Here is a 22,497-nt window from a genome sequence, read left to right on the forward strand (position 1 = left end):
GCGCGGCCCCCGCTGTCCGCTCCGGCCTGATTTTTGTGCTGTCCATGGCAGCGTTGCTCATGGTTCCTCCTTGAGGTTGTTCATCCCCCCGCAAAGCTTGAGGACCTTACCCAAGCTATTCGTGAGCCAGGGCACAGCCCAAGCGAAACCCGAATTCCTAACACTTCCTTAGGTTTTCTTTTCTATTGGGGGTTCTGCCCGGTCCCCCGCCACGCGGAGATTCGGGGAAGGGGGTAATCTGCCAAGGGCAGGCACAGCGGTGCGGGGACCCGTGACACCACGCCACTCGAAAAGGAACAGGAACTGGCTATGGATGTGCTCATCGTCGAGGACGACGACGCCATGGCATCCGCCCTCGAAGCGGCGGTAGTTTCTGCCGGGCATACCTCAAGCAGGGTTTCCCGCGGCGCCGACGCCCTCCTCGAGCATCGCCGGTTCGAAGTCATCCTGCTGGACCTGGGCCTTCCTGATATTGACGGCCTCGAGGTCCTGCGGAAGCTGCGCCGGGTGACCCCTGTCCCCATCCTGATCCTCACCGCCCGGGACGACGAACGGAGCGTGGTGCTGGGCCTGCGCTCCGGAGCCGACGACTACCTGGTTAAACCCGTAAAGCTGGTGGAGCTGCTGGCCCGCATTGAGGCGGTGACCCGCCGGGCCGCCAGGTCGCAGGACACCAGGCCGCGGGTCATCACGCTCGGGAAACTGGAAGTGGACCTCGAACGCCGGGTGGCTGTCCTCGATAAGGAAGACCTTCCCCTGACAGCCACGGAATTCGACCTGCTCGCACTCCTGGCGGGCCATGCCGGCTCGGTGGTGACCCGGGAGCAGATCCTGGACTCCCTGTGGGGTGATGCGTTCGTCGCCTCCTCGCGGGCCCTCGATGTGCATCTCACGGGGCTCCGGGCCAAGCTCGGGCTTCCGGGCTTTATCATCAACGTCCGCGGCGTCGGCTATCGCATCGAGGCGGACCCTGCGTGAGGCTCCGTGTCCTCGGGGTCCTGAGCGTCCTGTCCGTCCTCCTGGTCCTCATTGCTTCCAACACCATCCTGGCCTCCGCCGGCAGGGAACTCACGCAGGAACTCCAGATCAACAGGGCTGCCTCCCTCAACCGGCTCGCCCAGGTTGCCTTCGACGCCGGGGCCGACGGCGGCGACGCCACCCAGCTGCAGGCTGAAATGGACAGATATTCCGAGCTCTACGGGGAAGGGGTCCTGATCCGGCTGCAGCAGGGGACCCTGCGCTCCGGCGGCCTCAGCGAAGACCGGGCGGATGTGCGGGATGCCCTGGCCAGGGCCAGCCTTAACCTCAATGACACTGCCCTGGCGCCGCTCCAACCCTTCGGCACAGGCTCGGCTGTAATCTCCCGCTCCTTCGGAAGTGCCAGCCAGGTACTCGGGGCGGCCGTCCTGGACGTCAACCAGGACGCTGCACGGCAGAAACTGCGCGAACGCTGGCTCGCCGTCGGAATGGCCGCGACCGCCCTCGCCGCCATACTCCTCATCGCCGCGGCCCGGGTGACCCGCTGGGTGCTGCGCCCGGTTCACCGGCTTAATGCCGCCGTTGCCGAACTCGAAACCACCGGCCGGAGCGGCCAGCTGCCCGCGGAAGGCCCGCCTGAGCTGAGGGAGCTGAGCCGCTCCTTCACCGCCATGGCGCAAAGTGTCAGCGACAGCATCGAGTCCCAGCGCCAGCTCATTGCTGACACGTCCCATGAGCTCCGCAACCCGGTGGGAGCGCTGCGGCTGCGGATCGACCTGCTGCAACTGGAGTTGAAAACAGCCAAGGAGCGGGCCGCTGCGGCCGCCGTTGTCACCGAGCTCGAACGTTTGGAAAAGATCCTGGACGGCGTGCTGAAGCTTGCCGCAGCCGAGCACCGGGCTTTCGAGGACTCCGCAGGCGCCCCGCCCGCCAGGATCTCCGACAAGGACCGCACCCCCATTGACCCGTTCCCCATCCTGCAGGGAGAAACCGAACGGGCAGAACCCGCTGCACGGCTCGCAGGAGCCTCCATTTTCCTCGAAAACCAGCCCCCACAGCCTGCGCTCATCGTCTGCCGCCCTGACGACCTTGCCCAGATGGTTGGTGAACTGCTGAACAACGCCATCAAATACGCCGGCCGCGCCAACATTGCAGTTTCTGTCCGCACGCGGGGCAACACTGTGGTGATGGAAGTCTCCGACGACGGGCCGGGGCTTTCACCCGAGGAACGGTCCGTTGCCACACAGCGGTTTTGGCGCTCACAGCAGCACCAGGCCGTGGGCGGCAACGGCCTGGGCATGACCATCGTGGACAAGCTGGCCGTGGCGAATGGCGGACATCTTCTACTGGCTGAGGCGCAGCCCCACGGCCTGCTCGCTTGCCTGGAGTTTCCACGCGCCGCGGAGGTTCGGGCCGGGCACGTCAACGCGCAGGCGGCCCCGCATGGGTGATCTTTCTTACCCTCTGGGTGCACTCTCCATGTCCAGGCGGGGAATCCTCAAGACCGGTGTTGCAGCCGGGTTGGCCGGGATTCTGCTCCCGGCCCTGGGCGCCTGCACTCCGGAAGACCGGCTGGATTCGCTTGTTGTTGCAGGCGGCGAGCCAGGCGGCTTCTACCTCGAGTTCGCCACCCTGCTTGCCGCCTCGCTCCAGCGCAATGGGGTGGCCCGCCAGGCCACCGCCCTGCAGACGGGCGGCAGCCTGGACAACCTCGAGCACCTGCTAAGCGGGCGGGCCACGTTCGCCGTCGCCCTCGCTGATGCTGCGGTGCAAAGGGCAGCGGGAAAGGGCCCTTCCGACGCAGGAATCACAGCCCTCGGGCGGGTGTACGAGAACTACGTACACTGTGCGGTCCGGCAGGCCAGCGGTCTTCGCACAATCTCCGATCTGGCTGGCAGGACGGTGGCTGTGGGCGAACCCGGTTCGGGTACTTCCCTGACCACACCGCGCCTGCTCGTAGCAGCCCGCCTCACGTCCGTGGCCGCCGGCGCGGCTTCCGCCGGCCCTGGCGGGCAGACGGTTACCGTCTTGAATCTGGGACTGAACGACGGCCTGACAGCACTTCGCGACGGGTCAGTGGATGCCTTGTTCTGGTCCGGCGGCGTTCCCACTGCCGCCATCGCTGCCGCCCATCACGACGTGGGACTCAGTTTCCTGGATCTCTCCGTACTGCTTCCTGCCCTCCGCACAAGATATGGCGCCTTCTACGACCGGGTACTGATTCCGGCCGGCGCATACGAAGGACTTCCCGCGGTGTGGACGGTTGGTGTGACCAACCTGCTGCTGTGCCGGAGCGACCTGGCGGACGCCACAGTAAAGCGAACCGTGGAGCTGTTGGTCGGCCGCGCGGAGGAGCTCATCCCCCAATCCAGCCTGGGCGTCCAGTTCCTGAGCCCGGAATCCCTCATCAACACCGCAGGCCTGCCGCTGCACCCCGCAGCAGCCGCGGCATACCGGGAGCTCCACGGGTAACGTCTTTGCGTTGTCCACATACAGTCCGCCGTCATAGCGGCCGACCGGGTTCCCTCCGTAGCGTCTTGGCTACAGTCAATCGCGGCAACAAAGGTGGGGATCAACGTGGCCAGAAAGAGCGACCGGGAGGCGGGCGATGGAAGCAGTGTCAGGAAGCGTTCCCGGAACCCTGCCCTGAACGTTAAGCCGGAAGTCGCGTTGGCCTCAACCCGCAACATCCGGGAATTGGATTCGCTGACGCCCGCCTTTGTCCGTTGGTACGCCGGGCAACAATACAGGACTGATGTGAGGGTGGTCCTTCAGCACTTGACAGGCTTTTTCCATGATTATCCTGAATCCAACAGAACTGGGCCAATAACTGCGTTGGAGCCGACGGAAGTTGCGCCGAAGGTAGCGACTCTCATTTTGGGCTCTGTCGACGAGGGCGTCATCGCCACCATCTGTCTGCACGAATTTGTGCTGTTTCTCCGGGACTCAGGCCTCTGGACCGGCAGCCAGGAATCTTACCGGGGACTTGATGGCTTCCTGCGTGAGATCATCGTGCTCGACCTGAATTGGGCCCTCCGCAACCCGCAGGCGACAACGGCGGGTATCAGTCGCAAGTCTGGATAGATCAACTCCCCGAGTGCGCCTGCAGGAAGGTGTACACCTCGGTCTCGTCGACGCCGGGGAATGCTCCGGGGGGCATGGCGGCCAGGAGGTGCGAGTGGGCGCGGGCGGACGGCCAGGCGTTCCCGGCCCATTGGGACGTCAAGGATTCCGGCGGGCGTTTGCAGCAGGTGGGATCCGGGCAGTTGGACGTAGCCCGCGCCGTCGTCTCCCGCCCACGGAACCACTTCACGTGCTGGTACGGCACCCCGATGCTCAATGAAAACTCGCCGCTCGCGGACCGCTCGGTGCGTGCGGTGCACCAGTACGTGCCGGACGGGGTATCCGTGTACTGGCTGTACGCGCTGAACTTGTCCGGCACGTCGAAGACCGCCCGCGATGTCCACGCCTTGCACGAGGGCTGCCCCTCGATGGCTCCGGTGTGGTCCTGCGGAAAGCTCACGCCGTCGTTCTCATACGCCTTGTAGATGATCCCGCTCTGGTGCGTCTTCTGGAAATGCGTGGTGATGCCCAGGTGCTTGGTGGCGAGGTTGGTGAAGCGGTGGGCCGCGGTTTCGTAGGACACGGCGAATGCGTCGCGGATATCCTCGACGGCGATTTCCTTGGCGGTTTTGGCTTTTTGCAGAAATTCCACGGTCGCCTGTTCAGGGAGGAGAAGTGCCGCGGCGAAATAATTGGTGGCCACCCGCTGAGCGAGGAAATCGCCGTAGTTCCGGGGCGTCTCATGCCCCAGAACGTAGTGACCCAGAGCCTGCAGCAGCACCGAGCGGGGATCGTGGTCCTGCCGCTGGCTCTGGGTCAGGTAAATTCTGCGGTTCTTCAAATCCGTGACGGAGCGGGTGGAATGCGGCAGATCGCCCACGTGATGAAGGGTGAAACCGAGGTGCTCCGCGATGTCCGCGATCACGTGCTGGCTCAGCGGCCCGGTGGTGTAACCCACCTCCTTGAGGACCTTCTGCGCTTCGGCCTCGTACTCCGGAAAATAGTTGCCTCGCTCCCGCATCATCGCCCGCAGTTCACCGTTGGCCCGGCGGGCCTCTTCGGGGGTGGCCACCTGCTCGTTCATCTTGCGCTCGAGCTCCTGCAGCAGCCCCACCTGGGCCTCGAGCACATCGAGCGGAAGCCGCGAGCTGATGCGGATTTTCGGCAGGTTCAGCGATTCATAGAGGGGTCCGCGCTGGTACCGCTCCAGCTCGATTTCCAGGGCGGCGCGGCGGCTGGGAGGTTCAGCCCCGAGCAGCTGATCGATGCTCACGTTGAGTGCGGACGCCAAGTGCTGCAGCAGGCCGAGTTTCGGTTCCCGCTTTCCATTTTCAATCAGGCTCAGCTGGCTCGGGGCTGTCCCAACGGCGGCGCTCAGGCCTTCGAGGGTAAGCCCCGCCTGCTTGCGGAGGTGCCGCACGCGGCGGCCAAGTGAGATGACATCCAGTTCCGCCACCGTCCCCGGCGACGGCGGCTGCAAAACTTCCCTGTTCCAGCTTGAAGGCGACATTTTTGAAGAATACGTGAAGAAGTGCATTTCTTTCCATAGTTTTCGTCTAGAAAGCCTGTTGCAAATGCAGAAAAGTGGTGTTCACGGAAAGAAACACCGCACCGGAAGAGCCGGTGGGAACCCCAACGACGTGGTTCCCACCTACCCGATCCGGAGCTCAATCAAGGAGATCAACGATGACTGCAGCATTTGAGCCCACCCAGCAGCCGTCCGGCCAGGACACAACATCGCAGGCTGCCGCCCTGGAGCTCGAGTGGGCCGCCAACCCCCGCTGGGAAGGTGTGACCCGGGACTACTCAGCCTCCGACGTCGTCCGTCTCCGCGGCCGCGTCTCCGAAGAACAGACCCTGGCCCGCCGCGGCGCGGAGAAGCTGTGGAAGCAGCTCACCGAGGAGCACAAGACCGGCGGGTACACCAACGCACTTGGCGCCCTCACCGGCAACCAGGCCGTGCAGCAGGTCAAGGCCGGCCTCCGGGCCATCTACCTTTCCGGCTGGCAGGTGGCCGCGGACGCCAACAACTCGGGCCACACCTACCCGGACCAGTCGCTCTACCCGGCCAACTCGGTTCCCACCGTGGTCCGCCGCATCAACAACGCCCTGCTCCGGGCGGACCAGATCGAATTCTCCGAAGGCGTCCAGACCGTCGAGGACTGGCTGGTGCCGATCGTCGCCGACGCCGAGGCAGGATTCGGCGGCCCCCTGAACGCCTACGAACTCATGAAATCCATGATCCAGGCTGGTGCCTCCGGTGTTCACTGGGAAGACCAGCTCGCCTCCGAAAAGAAGTGCGGGCACCTCGGCGGCAAGGTCCTGATCCCCACCCAGCAGCACGTGCGCACCCTGAACGCCGCCCGCCTCGCGGCCGACGTCGCCGGCACCCCCACCGTGGTCATCGCCCGCACCGACGCCGAGGCAGCAACCCTGATCACCTCCGACGTCGACGAGCGGGACCAGGAATTCATCCTCCGCGAAGGCGGACAGCCGGTCCGTACCGCGGAGGGCTTCTACAAGGTCCGCAACGGCATCGAACCCTGCATCGCCCGCGCCAAGGCCTACGCCCCCTACTCGGACCTGATCTGGATGGAAACCGGCACCCCGGACCTCGAGCTGGCCCGCAAGTTCGCCGAAGCAGTCAAAGCCGACTTCCCGGACCAGATGCTCTCCTACAACTGCTCACCGTCGTTCAACTGGCGCAAGCACCTGGACGACGCCACCATCGCCAAGTTCCAGCGCGAACTCGGCGCCATGGGCTTCACCTTCCAGTTCATCACCCTGGCCGGCTTCCACGCCCTGAACTACTCGATGTTCGACCTCGCCCACGGCTACGCCCGGGAAGGCATGAGCGCCTACGTCGAACTGCAGGAAAAGGAATTCGCATCCGAGTCCCGCGGCTACACCGCAACCAAGCACCAGCGCGAAGTCGGCACCGGCTACTTCGACGACATCGCAACCGCGCTCAACCCGAACGCATCCACCCTGGCCTTGGTGGGATCCACCGAAGAAGGCCAGTTTCACTAATTTCCCGACGGCGGCGCTTGCGTCCGTCGGCAAACCGGACGATCCTCTGCGTGCTATTCCCCAAAGCCGCCTTTGCCTCGCTAGCGCTCGGCGAGGCGGCTTTGGGGCCCCTTTTACGCACGCTGCCGGATGTCCAGTTCACCGCCTATTCAGGTACGTCACCACCCGCCGTCGAACTTCCCTTTCGTCTTTAAGGAGACTGAGATGAACAGCTTTACTGACAGCTTCACTATCAATGGCATCACTCTGAACGCTCAACCCATTTGCCGGCAGGACGAGGTTCTTACTCCGGACGCACTTGCTTTTATTGCCAGGCTGCATCGGGCTACTGCTAACCGGCGGCAGGAGCTGCTGCAGGGCCGGCGTGCCCGGCGGGCTGACATCGCTGCCGGGGCTGATCCCCGATTCCTGCGGGAGACCGAGGGTATCCGCAATGATCCGTCCTGGCGGGTCGCTCCCCCGGCGCCCGGGCTGGAGGACCGCCGGGTGGAAATCACCGGCCCGGTGGACAAGAAGATGACCATCAACGCCATGAACTCCGGCGCCAAGGTCTGGCTCGCGGACATGGAAGACTCCTCCACCCCCACCTGGCGCAACGTCATCAAGGGCCAGCTGAACCTCACCGACGCCCTGGAACGCCGGATCGACTTCACCACCCCCGAGGGCAAGGAATACAAGCTCCGCCCCGCCGGTGAACTGCCCACCATCGTGGTCCGGCCCCGCGGCTGGCACCTGCCCGAGAAGCACATGCTGATCGACGGCCAGCCAATCGCCGGCGGGATCGTCGACTTCGGCCTGTACTTCTTCCACAACGCCCGCCGCCTCCTGGCCCAGGGCAAGGGCCCGTACTTCTACCTGCCCAAGATCGAAAACCACCTCGAAGCACGGCTCTGGAACGACATCTTCATCCTCGCCCAGGACCTGCTCGGCATCCCGCAGGGGACCATCCGCGCCACCGTGCTGATCGAAGCCATCACCGCAGCCTTCGAAATGGAAGAAATCCTCTACGAACTGCGCGACCACGCCGCCGGCCTGAACGCCGGCCGCTGGGACTACATCTTCTCCCTCATCAAGAACTTCCGAACCCGCGGCCCCCGCTTCGTCCTGCCGGACCGCGGCCAGGTGACCATGACCGCTCCGTTCATGCGCGCCTACACGGAACAACTCGTCCGGGCCTGCCACAAGCGCGGCGCCATGGCCATCGGCGGCATGGCAGCAGCAGTACCCAACCGCAAAGACCCCGAAGCGAACGCCAATGCCTTCGAGAAGGTCCGCGCCGACAAGACCCGCGAAGCCAACGACGGGTTCGACGGCTCCTGGGTGGCCCACCCCGACCTGGTGCCCGTTGCCCGCGAGGTGTTCGACTCCATCCTCGGCGAAAAGCCCAACCAGCTGGGCCGCACCCGCGACGACGTCACCCCGGACGACAGGGCGCTGATCAACGTGGCCGCCACCGAAGGCACCATCACCGAACGAGGCATCCGGAACAACATCGAGGTCGGGATCCGCTACATTGAATCCTGGCTCCGCGGCAACGGCGCCGTAGCGATCCACAACCTCATGGAAGACGCCGCCACCGCAGAAATCTCCCGCTCCCAGCTCTGGCAGTGGATCTACGCCCAGGCCATCACCGACCGCGGTGAAATCATCACCCACCACTGGATCGAAGAGCTCCTGGACGAGGAATTCGCACGGCTCGAACGCTTCGACGGCGACCGCTTCGAAGACGCCCGCGACATCTTCGAAGAAGTCACGCTGAGCCAGGACTTCCCTTCCTTCCTCACCCTCCCCGCCTACGCCCGCTACCTCACCGAAGCCCGTGAAAAGGCCACCGTGGAGGAACTGGCCGCGGCCTGATCAGCCAGGAAAAGAAAAAAACTTCCGTCCGCCGGGCCGGCACGCCCTTACGCAACAGGCACCTCCGAAATCCGGAGGGCCGGCCCGGCGACGGAGCACCCTCTGGGGAGGTCCGATGCCGACGACCTCAACCGGCTTGGCACCCGGACGTTCTCTCACTTAACACAAGAAATCCAGGGACGCTCTCTCACTTTCCAGAAGAAAGTGAGAGAGCGTCGGTCGTTAAGCCGCATTAAGTGAGAGAGCGTCCGGCTAACGTCCCTTCGGCACCCGCCGCACCGAGAGGGTGGCGCTGAGGAAGAACGTCAGCACCGACGCCAGGATGACCAGCAGGGCCGGCGTCCAGGAACCCGAAACATCGTGCACAAAGCCCACCAGCGGAGGTGCCACGGCGCCGAAGCAATAGCCCAAACCTTGGACGGTGGCGGACATCCGGCCGGCGGAAACCTGGTCCCGGGCGAGTTTGATGATGGCGATGAAGATCAGCGTGATCCCGCCGCCCTGGGCAACGCCGCCGAAGACGGACCACAGCCACCAGAGCTCGGGAACCAGCAGGAGGCCGGCCGGCACGGTCGTCCACAACACGCCCAGGGTGACCGCCGCCGCCGTCGTACTGAAATACTTGGCCGCAAACGGCACACCCAGCCCGCCCACGATCGCGAACACCTGGAACAGCGAGGAGCCGGCCCCCGCCGCCGAAGCGGACATCCCGAGTTCGTCGTTGAGGTAGCTGGGCAGCCATGCCGTGACGGCGTAGTAGGAGAATGCCTGGCCCGCGAAGGCCGCAGTGAGCCCGGCAGTGGTCCAGGCCGAACCGGCAGGAGCCGCCGGCCGCTCCCCGTCCGGCACCGGAGCTGCGGACGGCACGAACGCAGCACGGAGTCCGATGGCGAGCACCCAGCACACGATGGCCGCGACCGCCAGCAGCGCAGTGGACGCGAGCGCGAGCTGCCACCCTGCGAGCTCGGCCAACGGCGCCGTGATCATCGAGGTCAGGAATGACCCGACGTTCAGGGCAGCCGTATAGACACCCATCGCGGTACCCTGCCGCAGCGGCGGGAAGTCGCGGCGGATAATGAGGGGCACGGCGATGTTGCCGATGGTGATGGCCAGGCCGATCATCACGGTGCCGGCGAGAACCAAGGCCGGGCCGCCGGCGGACCGGATGATGACGCCTGCCAGCACGCCCAGGATAGTGAGGGTCACGGCGAATTCGGCACCGAAGCCCCGGGCCGCCAGCGAGGCAAGGGGTGCCGCCAGCGCGAAGCACAGCACCGGAATGCTCGTGAGCAGGCCCAGCACCACCGGCGAAAACCCGAGGTCCGCCTGCATTACGTCCACCACGGGGGCTACGGCCACGAACGGGCCCCGCAGGTTCAGCGCCAGCAGCCCGATACAGGCCAGCAGGATCCAGCTCTTCGGAATCCGGGCGGGGAACCGGCCGCTCACCAGCAGGGCAAGGGGGTTGAATCTTTTTTCATCACCCTCATTGCTATCACGGCCTCTATGCATGGCAGTCCCGGGATGCCGCGCCGTCCTGCCATACGATGAACATCACTGCCGCAGAACGGGACAAAGGACACAGACATGCAGCAACGGCTTGCCATCCTTGATGACTACCAGGGCGTGGCGCACGGATTCGCCGACTGGTCCTCCCTGGAGGCCGACGGCGTCACGGTCACCACGTACCGTGAGCCGTTCGGTTCGCCCGATGCACTGGAGTCCGCCCTGGCCGATGCGACGATCATCGTTGCCATGCGGGAGCGGACTGCCTTTCCCCGCGGGGTGCTCGAAAAACTCCCGGCCCTTCGGCTCCTTGTCACCACCGGAATGGCGAACGCCTCCATCGATGTTGAGGCCGCGGACGACCTTGGCATCACTGTCTGCGGCACGCCGGGGTCCCCCACCGCCGCCCCGGAACTCTCGTGGGCCCTGCTCCTGGCCATCGCCCGCAACATCCCTGCCGAGGACAGTTCCCTCCGCGCCGGTTCCTGGCAGAGCACGGTGGGGTTCGAACTGGCCGGCAAGACCCTCGGGGTGGTGGGCCTGGGCAAGATCGGCCGCAGGATGGCCGCCTACGGCCAGGCCTTCGGCATGGACGTACTCGCGTGGAGCCAGAACCTGACCGATGAGGCCGCCGCCGGGGCAGGGGTGCGGAAGGTGTCCAAGGAGGAGCTCTTTCGAAATTCCGACGTCGCCACCCTCCATCTGCGCCTGTCTCCCCGTTCGGAGGGCATTGTGGGCGAGCCGGAGCTGAAACTCCTGGGCCCCAACGGCATTCTGGTGAACACCGCGCGCGGGCCGCTGGTGGACCAGGACGCCCTGGTGCGGGCGCTGACAGAAGGCTGGATCGCAGGAGCCGCGCTGGACGTCTTCGACCACGAACCCCTCCCGGCAGGCCACCCCCTCCTCACCGCGCCCAACACGGTGCTGTCCCCGCACCTGGGCTATGTGACGCGGGAGAGCTACCGGGAGTTTTACGGCGGGGCGCTGGAGGACGTTAAGGCCTGGTTGGCCGGCGAGCCGCTGCGGGTCATTTCAGCCTAGGAACCCAGCCTCACAAAGCCTGGAAGTCGCGGGGCGCTAGCCGGTTGCCTGAAGGGTTGCCTCAACCGCAGCCGGAGACAGCACATGCTGCGTCACCATCTGGCTGGCGCCCAAAATCGCAGCCCGGTCGCCGGCCATCGAAAGGACGATCCTCAGGTGGGCTGTGGCCAGGGGCAGCGAGCGCCGGTACACCACTTCACGCACCCCGGCCATCAGGTGCTCCCCCGCCTGGCCGAGGCTCCCGCCGATCACAATGACCGACGGGTTGAGCAGGTTGACCACCGTGGCCAGGACGTCCCCCACGTCCCGCCCGGCCTGGCGCAACACCTGGATGGCCTGCAGGTTCCCCTGGGCCACCAGCCGCAGCACGTCGCTGCCCCTGGCCGCCGGTACTCCCAGCCGGTCCAGTTCTGCGGCCAGGGCCGGGCCGGAGGCCAACGCCTCCAGGCAGCCGTAGTTGCCGCACCGGCACAGCACGTCGTCGCCGCGCGGGACCCGCACATGGCCAAGGTCCCCGGCAGTGCCGTTGGCGCCGCGCTGCAGCATCCCGCTGCTGATGATCCCGGACCCCACCCCGGTGGCCACCTTGATAAACAGGAAATTCTCATGCTCCCGCCAGTGCGCGGTCCGTTCCCCCAGCGCCATGATGTTCACGTCGTTGTCCACCAGCACGGGAACCGGCAGCGAGCGCTGGACGTAAGCGACGACGTCGAACCCGTCCCAGCCCGGCATGATGGGCGGCTTAACGGGCCGTCCTGTGGCGTGCTCCACGGGCCCCGGCAGGCCGATGCCCACTCCGGCGACGTCGTCCACCGGGCGTCCTGCGCTGGCCAGGAGCAGCAGGCCTTCCCTCACCACGCGGTCCAGCACGGCTTCGGGCCCGTCCGCAACGTCCTGCGCAAGGCGCTGCTCGGCGAGGACCTCGCCGCTAAGGTCAGTGACGGCGACGATCACGTGCGTGGCCCCCACATCCACGGCCAGCACCACACGCACGGCAGGATTGAAGGCAAAGCGCGACGGCGGCCTTCCGCCGCTTGAGCTGGCCTCCCCCGCGGGGCCCACCAGTCCGGAGGCAATCAGGGCATCGATCCGGGACGCCACGGTGGACCGCGCCAGCCCTGTGGTCAGGGCGAGCTCAGCGCGCGTGCGGGCCTTGCCGTCCCGGAGCAGCTGGAACAGCACGCCGGCTCCGCCCTGGGCCAGGGCAAGGTCGGGCGAAGCGCTGATGCCTGCGGTCTTGGTCATAGGACATGGATAGCACGGGCACTTCTGTATGTCACGCCGACAACTTTTGCTTGACGTGCAGCAAAAGTCATCCTAGCGTTGCAGTAGCCTGAGAATTGTGGCCAAGCCCACTCCCCCGTCCGAATCCGGATACATAGCCGCGTCCGGAACCGACTCCAGAAACCAGGAGAGTTCAATGTCCTACTCGCTCCAGCTCTACACGTTGCGGAACGCCATCCAGGAAGACCTGCCCGGAACCATCCGGAAAGTCGCAGACATTGGCTTCACCCAGGTGGAGCCATACAACTTTGTTGCCACGGCACAGGAACTTGGTGAGGCGCTGCGCGAAAACGGCATGACCGCGCCGTCCGGCCATGCCCCGCTGCTGAGCCAGGACCAGGACCGGATCTTCACCGCCGCCAGGGAACTGGGCATCACTACCGTCATCGAACCGTTCATTCCGGCCGATCGCTGGCAGAGCGCTGAAGACGTGCAGGCCACCGCCGCCCAGCTAAACGAGGCGGCAAAGAAGGGCGCCGGATACGGCATCCGCGTGGGATACCACAACCACCAGTGGGAGCTGGAGTCCCGCATCGAGGGCCGTACGGCGCTGGAGTACTTTGCAGACCTGCTGGACCCCGAACTGGTCCTTGAAGTGGACACATACTGGGTGGCGGTGGGCGGCCAGGATCCTGTGGACATCCTGGGCAAGCTGGGGACCCGGGTAAAGTTCATCCACATCAAGGACGGGCCCCTCACCACCAACACCAAAGCCCAGCTGCCTGCAGGCCAGGGCAAGGTGGCCGTCCTGGACGTTATCGCGGCGGCTAAATCGCTCGAAGTGGGCGTGGTGGAGTTTGACGACTACGACGGCGACATCTTCGAGGGCATCAACGAGAGCCTCTCGTTCCTGACCGCATCGGGTGAAGGAATCAAGGCATGAGCACCTCGGCTCAGGCAAACACAGCACCGGCAAGCACAGCATCCGTCCACGGGGCAACGGGCAAAGGCCCGGTAGGCGTTGCGGTCATCGGCGCCGGAAACATCAGCAAGCAATACCTGGATAACCTCACGGTCTTCCCGGACCTCAAAGTGCACGTCATCGCGGACCTGTTCGAGGAAGCCGCAGCAGCCCGGGCTCAGGAGTATGGCATCCCCGAGTGGGGCGGGGTGGACAAGGCACTGAACCACCCCGACGTCGAGATCATCGTCAACCTGACCATCCCGGCCGCGCACGTTGAAGTAGCCACTGCCGCGGTCAACGCCGGGAAACACGTCTGGACCGAAAAGCCCTTCTCCCTGGACCGTGAATCCGGGCTGGGTCTGCTCAAAACCGCCGGCGCCGCAGGGCTCCGCCTGGGCTGCGCACCGGACACCTTCCTCGGCGCAGGCCTGCAGACGGCCCTGCGGATGATCCGGCGCGGCGACATCGGCACTCCGCTGACGGCCATGACCACATTCCAGACCCCCGGCCCGGAATCCTGGCACCCCAACCCGGCGTTCCTCTTCCAGCACGGCGCCGGCCCGCTGTTCGACATGGGCCCCTATTACCTGACCACGCTCATCCAGGCTTTCGGCTCCATCCGCAAGGTGGCCGCCGTCGGGTCCAAGTCCAAAGACGTCCGCGTGATCGGTTCCGGACCCAAAGCCGGTGAAGAGTTCACGGTGGAGGTCCCCACCCACGTGTCCGCCATGGCCCAGTTCGAGTCCGGCGCGTCCTCCCACAGCGTCTTCTCCTTCGAGTCCCCGCGCGCCCGGATGGGCTTCGTGGAAATCACCGGCACCGAGGCCACCATCTCGCTGCCGGACCCCAACTATTTCGACGGCGATATCAAGCTGTGGCGGGCAGGCGATGAAGACTGGACCACCATCCCCGCCACCGGCCCTGCCAACGGCCGGGGCCTGGGAGTCCTGGACATGGCCCGCTCCATCCGCGCCGGCGTCCCCCACCGTGCCACCGGAGAACTCGCCTACCACGTTCTGGACGCCATGGTCTCCATCAACGAGTCCATGGAATCCGGGACCTTCGTGGACGTAGCCAGCAACGCACCCATTTCGCAGCCCATCCCCGAAGACTGGGCCCCCGAAGCCTTGACGCTGGGAGAAGGCGCATGAGCAACGAACCAATCCAGCGGCCCCTGGGCGTAGCGATGATCGGGTATGCCTTTATGGGCAAAGCCCACTCGAGCGCGTGGCGGAACGTTGCCAGCTATTTTGAGGTCCCAGCGTTTGAGCAGAAGGTCCTGGTGGGCCGGGACGCCGCCGCCGTTTCGGAGGCCGCCGCTAAGTACGGGTGGCAGGAAACCGCTACGGACTGGCGCTCTGTCCTGGACCGCGACGACATCCATATTGTTGATATCTGCGCGCCAGGCTGGATGCACGCCGAGATCGCCATCGCCGCCCTCGAAGCCGGCAAGCATGTGTTGCTGGAAAAGCCGCTCGCCAACACCCTGGCCGAAGCTGAAGCCATTACCGCTGCCGCCCGGGCCGCCCGGGCCAAGGGCGTGCAGTCGATGGTGGGCTTCAACTACCGCCGCGTCCCGGCGCTGGCCCTCGCGAAGGAACTGGCCAGCGAGGGCAGGCTCGGGACTGTCCGTCAGGTCCGCGCCGCCTACCTGCAGGACTGGCTGGCCGACGAGTCCGCACCGATGACATGGCGGTCAAAGAAGGAGACCGCCGGGTCCGGGGCGTTGGGTGACATCGCATCCCACGCCATCGACCAGGTCCTCTTCCTGCTCGGTGACCGGGTCACGGAAGTCTCGGCCCGGCTGCAGACGTTCGTGGACCAGCGGCCGGGTGCCGAAGGCCTGGAAGACGTCACGGTCGACGACGCCGCCTGGGCAACGCTAACCCTCGCCTCAGGAGCAATCGCCTCAGTGGAAGCCTCCCGGGTGGCCACCGGGCGGAAGAACTCCCTGCAGATCGAGATCTACGGCGACAAGGGCGCCCTCCGCTTCGACCTTGAGAACCTCAACCAACTTCAGTTCCTGGACGCTACTGCGCCAGCCCGCGAGCAGGGCTTCCGCCGGATCGTGGTCACCGAACCGGAGCACCCGTACCTGGACGCGTGGTGGCCGCAGGGCCACATCATCGGCTGGGAGCACACCTTCACGCACGAAATCCGGGACTTCCTGCTGGCCATCGACGGCGGGACAGAGCCGTCGCCGTCGTTCGAAGACGGGCTGGAAGTCCAGCGCATCCTGGCCGCAGTGGAGGAATCCGCTGCCGCTAAAAGTGCCCTCATCCAGCTGTCCACCGCTGCCAATGCACTGACTGAAGGAGCCTGACATGCCCCGCCCGTACACCCTGTTCACCGGCCAGTGGGCTGACCTGCAGTTCGAGGAAGTGGCCCGCCTGGCCTCCGGCTGGGGCTACGACGGCCTGGAAATCGCCGTCTCCGGCGACCACCTGGACGCTTGGCGCTGGGACGAACCCGGCTACGTCGAGTCCAAACTCGCCATCCTCAACGAGTACAACCTCAAGGTCTGGGCCATCTCCAACCACCTCAAGGGCCAGGCCGTCTGCGATAACCCCATCGACTTCCGCCACGAAGCCATCGTCGGCGCCAAGGTTTGGGGCGACGGCGACCCCGAAGGTGTCCGCCAAAGGGCCGCCGAGGAACTGAAACACACCGCCAGGCTCGCCAAGGCACTCGGCGTGGACACCGTCGTCGGCTTCACCGGATCTTCCATCTGGCAGTACGTGGCCATGTTCCCGCCGGTCCCCGAAAAGGTCATCGACGCCGGCTACCAGGACTTCGCAGACCGCTGGAACCCCATCCTGGACGTCTTCGACGAATGCGGCGTCCGCTTCGCCCACGAAGTCCACCCCTCCGAAATCGCCTACGACTACTGGACCACCGTCCGCACCCTCGAAGCGATCGGCCACCGTGAAGCGTTCGGCCTGAACTGGGACCCGTCCCACATGATGTGGCAGGGCATCGACCCCGTCTCCTTCATTTGGGATTTCAAGGACCGGATCTACCACGTTGACTGCAAGGACACCAAGATCCGCCAGACCGGCCGGAACACCGTGATGGGCTCCCACCTCGCCTGGGGCGACCCCCGCCGGGGCTGGGACTTCGTCTCCGCCGGCCGCGGTGACGTGCCCTGGGAAGCGTCCTTCCGGGCCCTGACCGCGATCGGCTACGACGGACCCATTTCGGTGGAATGGGAAGACGCCGGCATGGACCGCCTCCACGGCGCTCCCGAAGCCCTGGCAGCCCTCAAAAAGTTCGACTTCCCGCCGTCGAACACGTCCTTCGACGCCGCGTTCAAGCAGTAACTGCGAAAGTGCACACGTAGAATCCCTGCATGCCGCATTCCATCCGTACAGCAACAACGGACGACGCCGGGGCGCTGGCTGCCCTGGCGGCCGTCACCTTTCCGCTGGCGTGCCCGCCGTCGGCCTCGCCGCAGGATATTGCCGCCCACCTTGCGAGCACGCTCAGTGACCGGCACTTCCAGGCGTACCTCGCCGACCCCGACGTGACGGTCCTGGTCATTGACGCCGAGGGCGGCCTCCGCGGGTACAGCCTGCTGGTAAACCGGCCCGCCACCGACCCGGACGTTGTCTCCGCCCTGGAATTCCTGCCGTCGGTGGAGCTCAGCAAGTGCTACGTGCACCCCGGACACCACGGGCTCGGTGCCGCTGCCGAACTGATGAACGCCAGCCTTGCAGCGGCTGCCGGGTCCGGCGGGAAGGGCGTCTGGCTGGGAGTTAACAGCCAGAATGCCCGGGCCATCCGTTTCTACGAGAAGTCGGGGTTCCGCAAGGTGGGCACCAAGTCTTTCCGGCTGGGCAGCACCGTGGAGCATGACTTCGTACTGGAACGCGCCGTCCCCTGACCGGGCACCAGACGGCGTGACATCGAACGGGTGCCGGCAGACGGGGTGCCATCAAACGTGCTGATGGGCCTTTGGCGAGTAGGCCAGGGGCGGACGTGGCTCTGATAGGAGTTTGAGGCCAGGCGGGAGCCCATCGATGCTGCCGCCCGTCCCGTGGGCCCTGATGGTAATGCGGGAGGAGTCGATCAGCACGTTCGCGGCCTCGAAGTCGCCCATGTCCTCGGGGAGGATCGGCGCCAGGTGCACCACTCCGTGGGTATAGACGGGGTCGAAACGGAGGAGCACACGCATCAGCTGCACCGGCGCCGCCGCCGCCCAGGCCTGGGGCGAGCACGCGGTGGGGTAGGGCACGGGTCCGGGGAACTCGCCGCGGTCGAAACCGCAAAACAGTTCCGGCAGCCGGCCGTCAAAGTGCTCGGCGGCGTCAATAAGGCCGGAGGCAAGCCGCCGGGCCTCCTCCACAAATCCGTAGCGCATCAGCCCTGTTGCCACCAGCGCCGAGTCGTGCGGCCAGACCGAGCCGTTGTGGTAACTCACGGGGTTGTAGGCGCCCATGTCCGAACCCAGGGTGCGGATGCCCCACCCGGTGAACATCTGCGGCGACATCAGATGCTCCACCACCGCGGGCGCCTTGTCCTCGTCCACGATGCCCGTCCAGAGGCAATGGCCCATGTTCGAGGCACAGGCGTCCACTGCCCGCTTGTCCTTGTCCAGGGCAACCGCGAAATAGCCTTTGTCCGGCAACCAGAACTTCTCGTTGAAGGCAGCCTTCAGGGTGGCGGCCTGGTCAGCCCAATGCTGTTCCAAAGCCACGTCACCGTCCCAGCGCGCCAACAGCGACCGGCCGATATAGGCGGAGTAGACATAGGCCTGCACTTCGCACAGGGCCATTGGGGCTTCCGCAATGGTGCCGTCGGCAAAGTTGATGCCGTCCCACGAGTCTTTCCAGCCCTGGTTAACCAGCCCGTGGTCGTTGGGCCTCTGGTACTCCACAAATCCGTCGCCGTCACGGTCACCGTAATTTTCAATCCAGTCGAGGGCACGGTCCGCGTGCGGAAGCAGCGGGTGGATAATCTCCCGTGAGAGGCCCCAGCGGCTGAGCTCGCCCAGGACACCCACGAACAACGGAGTGGCATCGGCCGTGCCGTAATAGGCTGTGCCGCCAAGCGACAGCCCCGCTGTGACGCCCAGCCTCACCTCATGGGGAATGCGTCCCGGTTCTTCCTCGGAGTCCGGGTCCACCTTGGTTCCCTGCAGCCCGGCCAGGGTCTGCAGCGTGCCGGCCGCCAGGTTCGGGCTCACCAGCAGGCTCATGTAGGACGAGAGCAGCGAGTCCCGGCCGAACAGGGCCATAAACCACGGGGCCCCGGCTGCCACGGCCACCCGGCCCGGATGGTGCTCGTCGAAAATCCGCAGGGAGCCCAGATCGCTCTGGCTCCGGTTCAGCACTTCCTGCAGGTTACTGTCCGCCACGGTAACCCGCGGGACGTTTTCCTCCCAGGCCCGGTGCCGGCGTACGCCTTCGCGGTGGCGGGGAGGCCGGCCCTCCGTGAAGGGATCCGCGGGCGCCTGGCCGTTGACCAGCGGCACCACAATCACGCTGGTGGCCCACTTGCCCCGGGCAGGCACCGTGGCCTTGAAACGGAGACCGTCGGCGCCTGCCTCGGCACCCTGCGCCCTGATTGACGTTCCCCGCCGCTGGCCGTGGCGGGCAGCTTCGATGACGAGCCTGCCGTCCACTACGGCACGGGTGGCCTCAGCACCGAGTGTGGTCCGGCCGCCCTTGACGTCGAAGAGATCTGCCTGGTCGGCGTCCACGAGCAGTTCGATATCGCAATCCACCGGCTCGGCCGAATAGTTTTCAAGGATGATGTCGTCCTGCAGGCCCGGGCCGATGTGGCGGATCTGCCGTACCACCAGCGGGCTGTCGAACCTGCCGTCCGGCCATTTGGCCCGGCCAACAAAGGTGGCTCCGAACGGCTGCGGCTTCTGGGCCACCAGGGGCTCCCGCAGGGACCCGTTGATCCGGAGGACCCAGCGGGAGATGATGCGGGTGTCCTGGAAGAATGTCCCGTTCGTGCCGCCGTCGGAACTGATGTCACCCGTTTCGGACGAGATGCAGAACGAGGACCCTTCCACGATGGTGACCGAACCTGACTCAGATGCGCCGGCTTCAGTATCAGCGTTCCATGCGGTCACGGACGCACTCCTTCGCTAGGCGACAGACTTGCCGCGGATCGCCAAGACCGTCGCTTAAAGATTCTGGTGCAAGCCGACCGTATCCGGAACCCCTGAAGGCATCTCCCCGGCCAGCAGTTTCCCGAAAAGCCAGAGGTGCTCATTCACCATGCGTTCCTCGCCGAACCGATCCTTGGCAATCTTTCGGCAGGCTGCCCGGCTGAGGCCTGCCGCCTCCTGCACAAAACCCGCCAGCAGCTCGGTGCGCCCCAAAAATCCGGTCCGGCCATGGTCGATGATTTCGGGTGCAGAACCCACGGCCGTGCCGATCACAGGGGTGCCCGTAGCAAGCGCCTCGATCATGACAAGCCCGAAGGGCTCGGGCCACTGAATGGGGTTCAGGAAGGCCAGTGCTTCGCCCATCAGCCGGTACTTGGCTGCGTCATCGACTTCCCCCACAAAGTCCTCATTGGGCCCAAGCAAAGGTTCGATGACCTCATGGAAGTAGCGCAACTCCTCCTGCTCGCGCATCTTCACCGCGATCCGCAACGGCATGCCGGCATCACGGGCAACCATGATCGCTTCCAGCAGGCCTTTGTCCTGGCAGGCCCGCCCAACGAAGCACAGGTAGCCGCCGCTCCCCGAGCCCATCGGGACGGAGGCGACATCCATCCCGTGATGGATGACCCGCGTCACCGGCACCCCGGGGGCGCGCGAGCACTGGTCCCGGGAGATAGCTATGACAGCAGCCCTTCGGCCAATCGCACGGTAGATGTCCACGGCTTCAGTGTTGAGCGGGCCGTGGATGGTCGTCACCACCGGAACCTGTTGGGGCCGCTGCAGGTATAAGGGACCGGCCAGGGTGTGGTCGTGGATGATATCCACGCCGTCCATTGCCTCGTAGGCCCGGGCCACATGGCTTAACTCAGTGATGGTGGAGCCCAGGCCGCCTGGTTGGGCAGGCCGCATCCCCGGAACCAGGGGCACCGGGCAGGTGCTGTCCGACGGGGCCGCCAGCACCACTTCGTGTCCTGCGGCGGCGAAGCCCCTGGCCAGGCTGTCCACGACTCTTTCAGTGCCGCCGTATGCCACGGGCGGAACCGGAATCCACGGTCCTGCAACAAGTCCTATCCGCATTCCTGGCCTCGCGAAGAATACAGGCCGGGCTCCCCAGCCCGCCAGGCACAGCCGTCCGCGGGAACTGACGTGTGCACCGCGGTGTCATCCGGAGTGAGCCGGTGACGCTTTTTTACCTCCATTTCAGACTATTGCGCAGGATGAGCCGGGCGGCAAGCCCTACTGTGCGGTATCTAACACCCGGGTCCTGGAATGCCCTGCCGGGATCCGGAGTTAGCCCCAGCATGAAGATTGAGATCTGGTCTGACGTCGCGTGCCCGTGGTGCTACATCGGCAAGCGCCGCTTTGAGACGGCCCTTGCCAACTTCGAGCACCGCGATTCGGTGGAAGTGAAGTGGCGCAGCTACCAGTTGGACCCCACCCTGCCCGAGCACTATGACGGGACCGAGCTGGAATATCTCAGCACCCGCAAGGGCATTCCGCAGCACCAGGTCTCGCAGATGTTCCAGCACGTCACCGAGCAGGCCAAGGGTGAGGGACTGGACTACCGGTTCGACTCGGTGGTGGTGGCGAACAGCTTCACCGCCCACCGCCTGATCCATCTCGCGGCCGTGCACGGCCAGCAGGATGAAGCCAAGGAACGCCTGCTCAGCGACCACTTCGAGCACGGCAAGGACATCGGCAGCCGCGAATACCTGACATCCCTCGCACTGGACCTGGGCATCAGCAGGGGCGAGGTGGAGGAACTGTTCACTACGGACAAGTTCGCCGAGGACGTCCGCTTCGACTTCGAGGAAGGCCGGACGCTGGGCATCAACGGCGTGCCGTTCTTCGTCATCGACCGCAAGTTCGGCCTGTCCGGCGCCCAACCGGCCGAAACGTTCACCGCTGCACTCAACCAGGCGTGGCAGGCCGCCAACCCCCTGGTACTCGTGAACTCCACCGACGGCGACGCCTGCGGCCCGGACGGCTGCCAGGTCTAGCCTTCGTCTTCCAAGCCCAGCCGCGTTTACTGACACATCGCGGTAAAGTGTCTACATGCCCAGGATTACAGCGGCCACCAACGCCGAGCAGCGCGCGGACACACAGCGCCGTATTCTCACTGCGTTCGGCGAACTCCTTTTTTCACACGGCCTGCCCGGGCTGACCATGACCGATGTGGCCCGGCATGCAGGCGTGGGCAGGACGGCTGTCTACAACTACTACGCGGACATCGAAGAACTGCTCATCTCCTATGCGCTGGATGAGACCGAAAAGTTCCTGTCCGAGCTCCGGGAGGCATTGGGCCGCCTCGACAACCCGGTGGAGCGGCTGGCGCTGTACGTCCGCGCCCAGGTGGTGGACCTCAGCCGCCGCCACCTCCCGCCGGGACCTGCGATGGGGGCCGTGCTGTCGCCGTCGTCCTTTGCCAAACTCGCCGACCATGTGGGCGAGCTGAGCGTCCTGCTGCAGGGCATCCTCCGCGACGGGATGGAGCAAGGCTACCTGCCGGTTGCAAACGTGGGCCAGCAGGCACAGCTGATCCTCGGCACCCTCTCCTCCAGTGCGGCCCGGGGCAGCGACGAACCTGCGGAACTGGAAGCGCGCGTTGCCAGGACTGTGCGTTTCATCCAGCTGGGTGCCGGCGCAAGGTTCGACGACGCCGGCTGCCCCGTCCGCCTGGCACCGCTTCCCGCCGTGTCCGGCTGAGGATTCT

19 protein-coding genes are annotated in these 22,497 nt (G+C 65.6%); 14 read left to right on the plus strand and 5 right to left on the minus strand.

Features of this window, described 5'->3' with window-relative positions:
- Positions 1-309: 309 nt before the first annotated feature.
- The 4 genes from QF047_RS17430 (at position 310) to QF047_RS17445 (ending at position 4,062) form a co-directional block, all read left to right on the plus strand.
- On the plus strand, positions 310-978 hold the full coding sequence (locus QF047_RS17430; RefSeq protein WP_307279653.1) for a response regulator transcription factor: 669 nt from the start codon (positions 310-312) through the stop codon (positions 976-978).
- A complete protein-coding gene (locus tag QF047_RS17435) occupies positions 975-2,429 on the plus strand; it encodes a HAMP domain-containing sensor histidine kinase (RefSeq protein WP_307279655.1) in 1,455 nt (484 codons plus the stop codon). The genes QF047_RS17430 and QF047_RS17435 overlap by 4 nt, the downstream gene beginning before the upstream one ends.
- Positions 2,422-3,450, plus strand: coding sequence for a TAXI family TRAP transporter solute-binding subunit (locus tag QF047_RS17440; protein WP_307279656.1), 1,029 nt, complete (start codon positions 2,422-2,424; stop codon positions 3,448-3,450). The genes QF047_RS17435 and QF047_RS17440 overlap by 8 nt, the downstream gene beginning before the upstream one ends.
- A gap of 105 nt (positions 3,451-3,555) precedes the next feature.
- Complete coding sequence (locus QF047_RS17445) at positions 3,556-4,062, plus strand: hypothetical protein (RefSeq protein ID WP_306637969.1); 507 nt, start codon at positions 3,556-3,558, stop codon at positions 4,060-4,062.
- A 1-nt stretch (position 4,063) separates the two neighbouring features.
- Here QF047_RS17445 and QF047_RS17450 read toward each other — a convergent pair whose 3' ends face one another.
- Entirely contained in the window at positions 4,064-5,578 is a 1,515-nt protein-coding gene (locus tag QF047_RS17450; RefSeq protein WP_307279658.1) for an XRE family transcriptional regulator, read from the minus strand.
- Between the two features lie 149 nt (positions 5,579-5,727).
- On the opposite strand from QF047_RS17450, the gene aceA reads away from it, so the two are divergent.
- Positions 5,728-7,071 carry an isocitrate lyase gene (gene aceA / locus QF047_RS17455; RefSeq protein WP_307279660.1) on the plus strand — a complete coding sequence of 448 codons (1,344 nt, stop codon included), beginning with the start codon at positions 5,728-5,730 and terminating at the stop codon, positions 7,069-7,071.
- Positions 7,072-7,275: 204 nt separating this feature from the next.
- Entirely contained in the window at positions 7,276-8,928 is a 1,653-nt protein-coding gene (aceB, locus tag QF047_RS17460) for a malate synthase A (RefSeq protein ID WP_307279662.1), read from the plus strand.
- 252 nt (positions 8,929-9,180) lie between these two features.
- Here aceB and QF047_RS17465 read toward each other — a convergent pair whose 3' ends face one another.
- The gene (locus tag QF047_RS17465) at positions 9,181-10,440 is read right to left on the minus strand and encodes a CynX/NimT family MFS transporter (protein WP_373427777.1); all 1,260 of its coding nucleotides are present in this window, start codon (positions 10,438-10,440) and stop codon (positions 9,181-9,183) included.
- 75 nt (positions 10,441-10,515) lie between these two features.
- On the opposite strand from QF047_RS17465, the gene QF047_RS17470 reads away from it, so the two are divergent.
- Positions 10,516-11,475, plus strand: coding sequence for a D-2-hydroxyacid dehydrogenase family protein (locus QF047_RS17470; protein WP_306637962.1), 960 nt, complete (start codon positions 10,516-10,518; stop codon positions 11,473-11,475).
- A 36-nt stretch (positions 11,476-11,511) separates the two neighbouring features.
- Here the strand turns inward: QF047_RS17470 and QF047_RS17475 are convergent, their stop codons facing one another.
- Positions 11,512-12,720, minus strand: coding sequence for an ROK family transcriptional regulator (locus QF047_RS17475; RefSeq protein WP_307279666.1), 1,209 nt, complete (start codon positions 12,718-12,720; stop codon positions 11,512-11,514).
- Positions 12,721-12,895: 175 nt separating this feature from the next.
- Here QF047_RS17475 and QF047_RS17480 point away from each other — a divergent pair, with 175 nt between their 5' ends.
- Genes QF047_RS17480 through QF047_RS17500 form a run of 5 tightly spaced genes read left to right on the plus strand, consistent with a single transcriptional unit; the run spans position 12,896 to position 17,546 of the window.
- Positions 12,896-13,642: a sugar phosphate isomerase/epimerase gene (locus QF047_RS17480; RefSeq protein WP_307279668.1), complete on the plus strand. Its 747-nt coding sequence runs from the start codon at positions 12,896-12,898 to the stop codon at positions 13,640-13,642.
- A complete protein-coding gene (locus QF047_RS17485; RefSeq protein ID WP_307279670.1) occupies positions 13,639-14,814 on the plus strand; it encodes a Gfo/Idh/MocA family protein in 1,176 nt (391 codons plus the stop codon). Before QF047_RS17480 ends, QF047_RS17485 begins: the two co-directional genes overlap by 4 nt.
- Positions 14,811-15,986, plus strand: coding sequence for a Gfo/Idh/MocA family protein (locus QF047_RS17490; RefSeq protein ID WP_307279674.1), 1,176 nt, complete (start codon positions 14,811-14,813; stop codon positions 15,984-15,986). Before QF047_RS17485 ends, QF047_RS17490 begins: the two co-directional genes overlap by 4 nt.
- Position 15,987: 1 nt before the next feature.
- Entirely contained in the window at positions 15,988-16,983 is a 996-nt protein-coding gene (locus QF047_RS17495) for a sugar phosphate isomerase/epimerase (RefSeq protein ID WP_307279676.1), read from the plus strand.
- Between the two features lie 29 nt (positions 16,984-17,012).
- Positions 17,013-17,546 carry a GNAT family N-acetyltransferase gene (locus QF047_RS17500; RefSeq protein ID WP_307279678.1) on the plus strand — a complete coding sequence of 178 codons (534 nt, stop codon included), beginning with the start codon at positions 17,013-17,015 and terminating at the stop codon, positions 17,544-17,546.
- A gap of 51 nt (positions 17,547-17,597) precedes the next feature.
- Here the strand turns inward: QF047_RS17500 and QF047_RS17505 are convergent, their stop codons facing one another.
- Both QF047_RS17505 and QF047_RS17510 read right to left on the minus strand, forming a co-directional pair.
- Positions 17,598-19,745: a glycogen debranching N-terminal domain-containing protein gene (locus QF047_RS17505; RefSeq protein WP_307279679.1), complete on the minus strand. Its 2,148-nt coding sequence runs from the start codon at positions 19,743-19,745 to the stop codon at positions 17,598-17,600.
- 54 nt (positions 19,746-19,799) lie between these two features.
- Entirely contained in the window at positions 19,800-20,861 is a 1,062-nt protein-coding gene (locus tag QF047_RS17510) for a glycosyltransferase family 4 protein (protein WP_307279680.1), read from the minus strand.
- 224 nt (positions 20,862-21,085) lie between these two features.
- Here QF047_RS17510 and QF047_RS17515 point away from each other — a divergent pair, with 224 nt between their 5' ends.
- Both QF047_RS17515 and QF047_RS17520 read left to right on the plus strand, forming a co-directional pair.
- Complete coding sequence (locus QF047_RS17515; RefSeq protein ID WP_307279683.1) at positions 21,086-21,784, plus strand: DsbA family oxidoreductase; 699 nt, start codon at positions 21,086-21,088, stop codon at positions 21,782-21,784.
- Between the two features lie 55 nt (positions 21,785-21,839).
- A complete protein-coding gene (locus QF047_RS17520; RefSeq protein ID WP_306637944.1) occupies positions 21,840-22,490 on the plus strand; it encodes a TetR/AcrR family transcriptional regulator in 651 nt (216 codons plus the stop codon).
- Positions 22,491-22,497: the final 7 nt, after the last annotated feature.

It is taken from the genome of Arthrobacter sp. W4I7 (assembly GCF_030816215.1).
GTDB lineage: Bacteria > Actinomycetota > Actinomycetes > Actinomycetales > Micrococcaceae > Arthrobacter > Arthrobacter siccitolerans_A.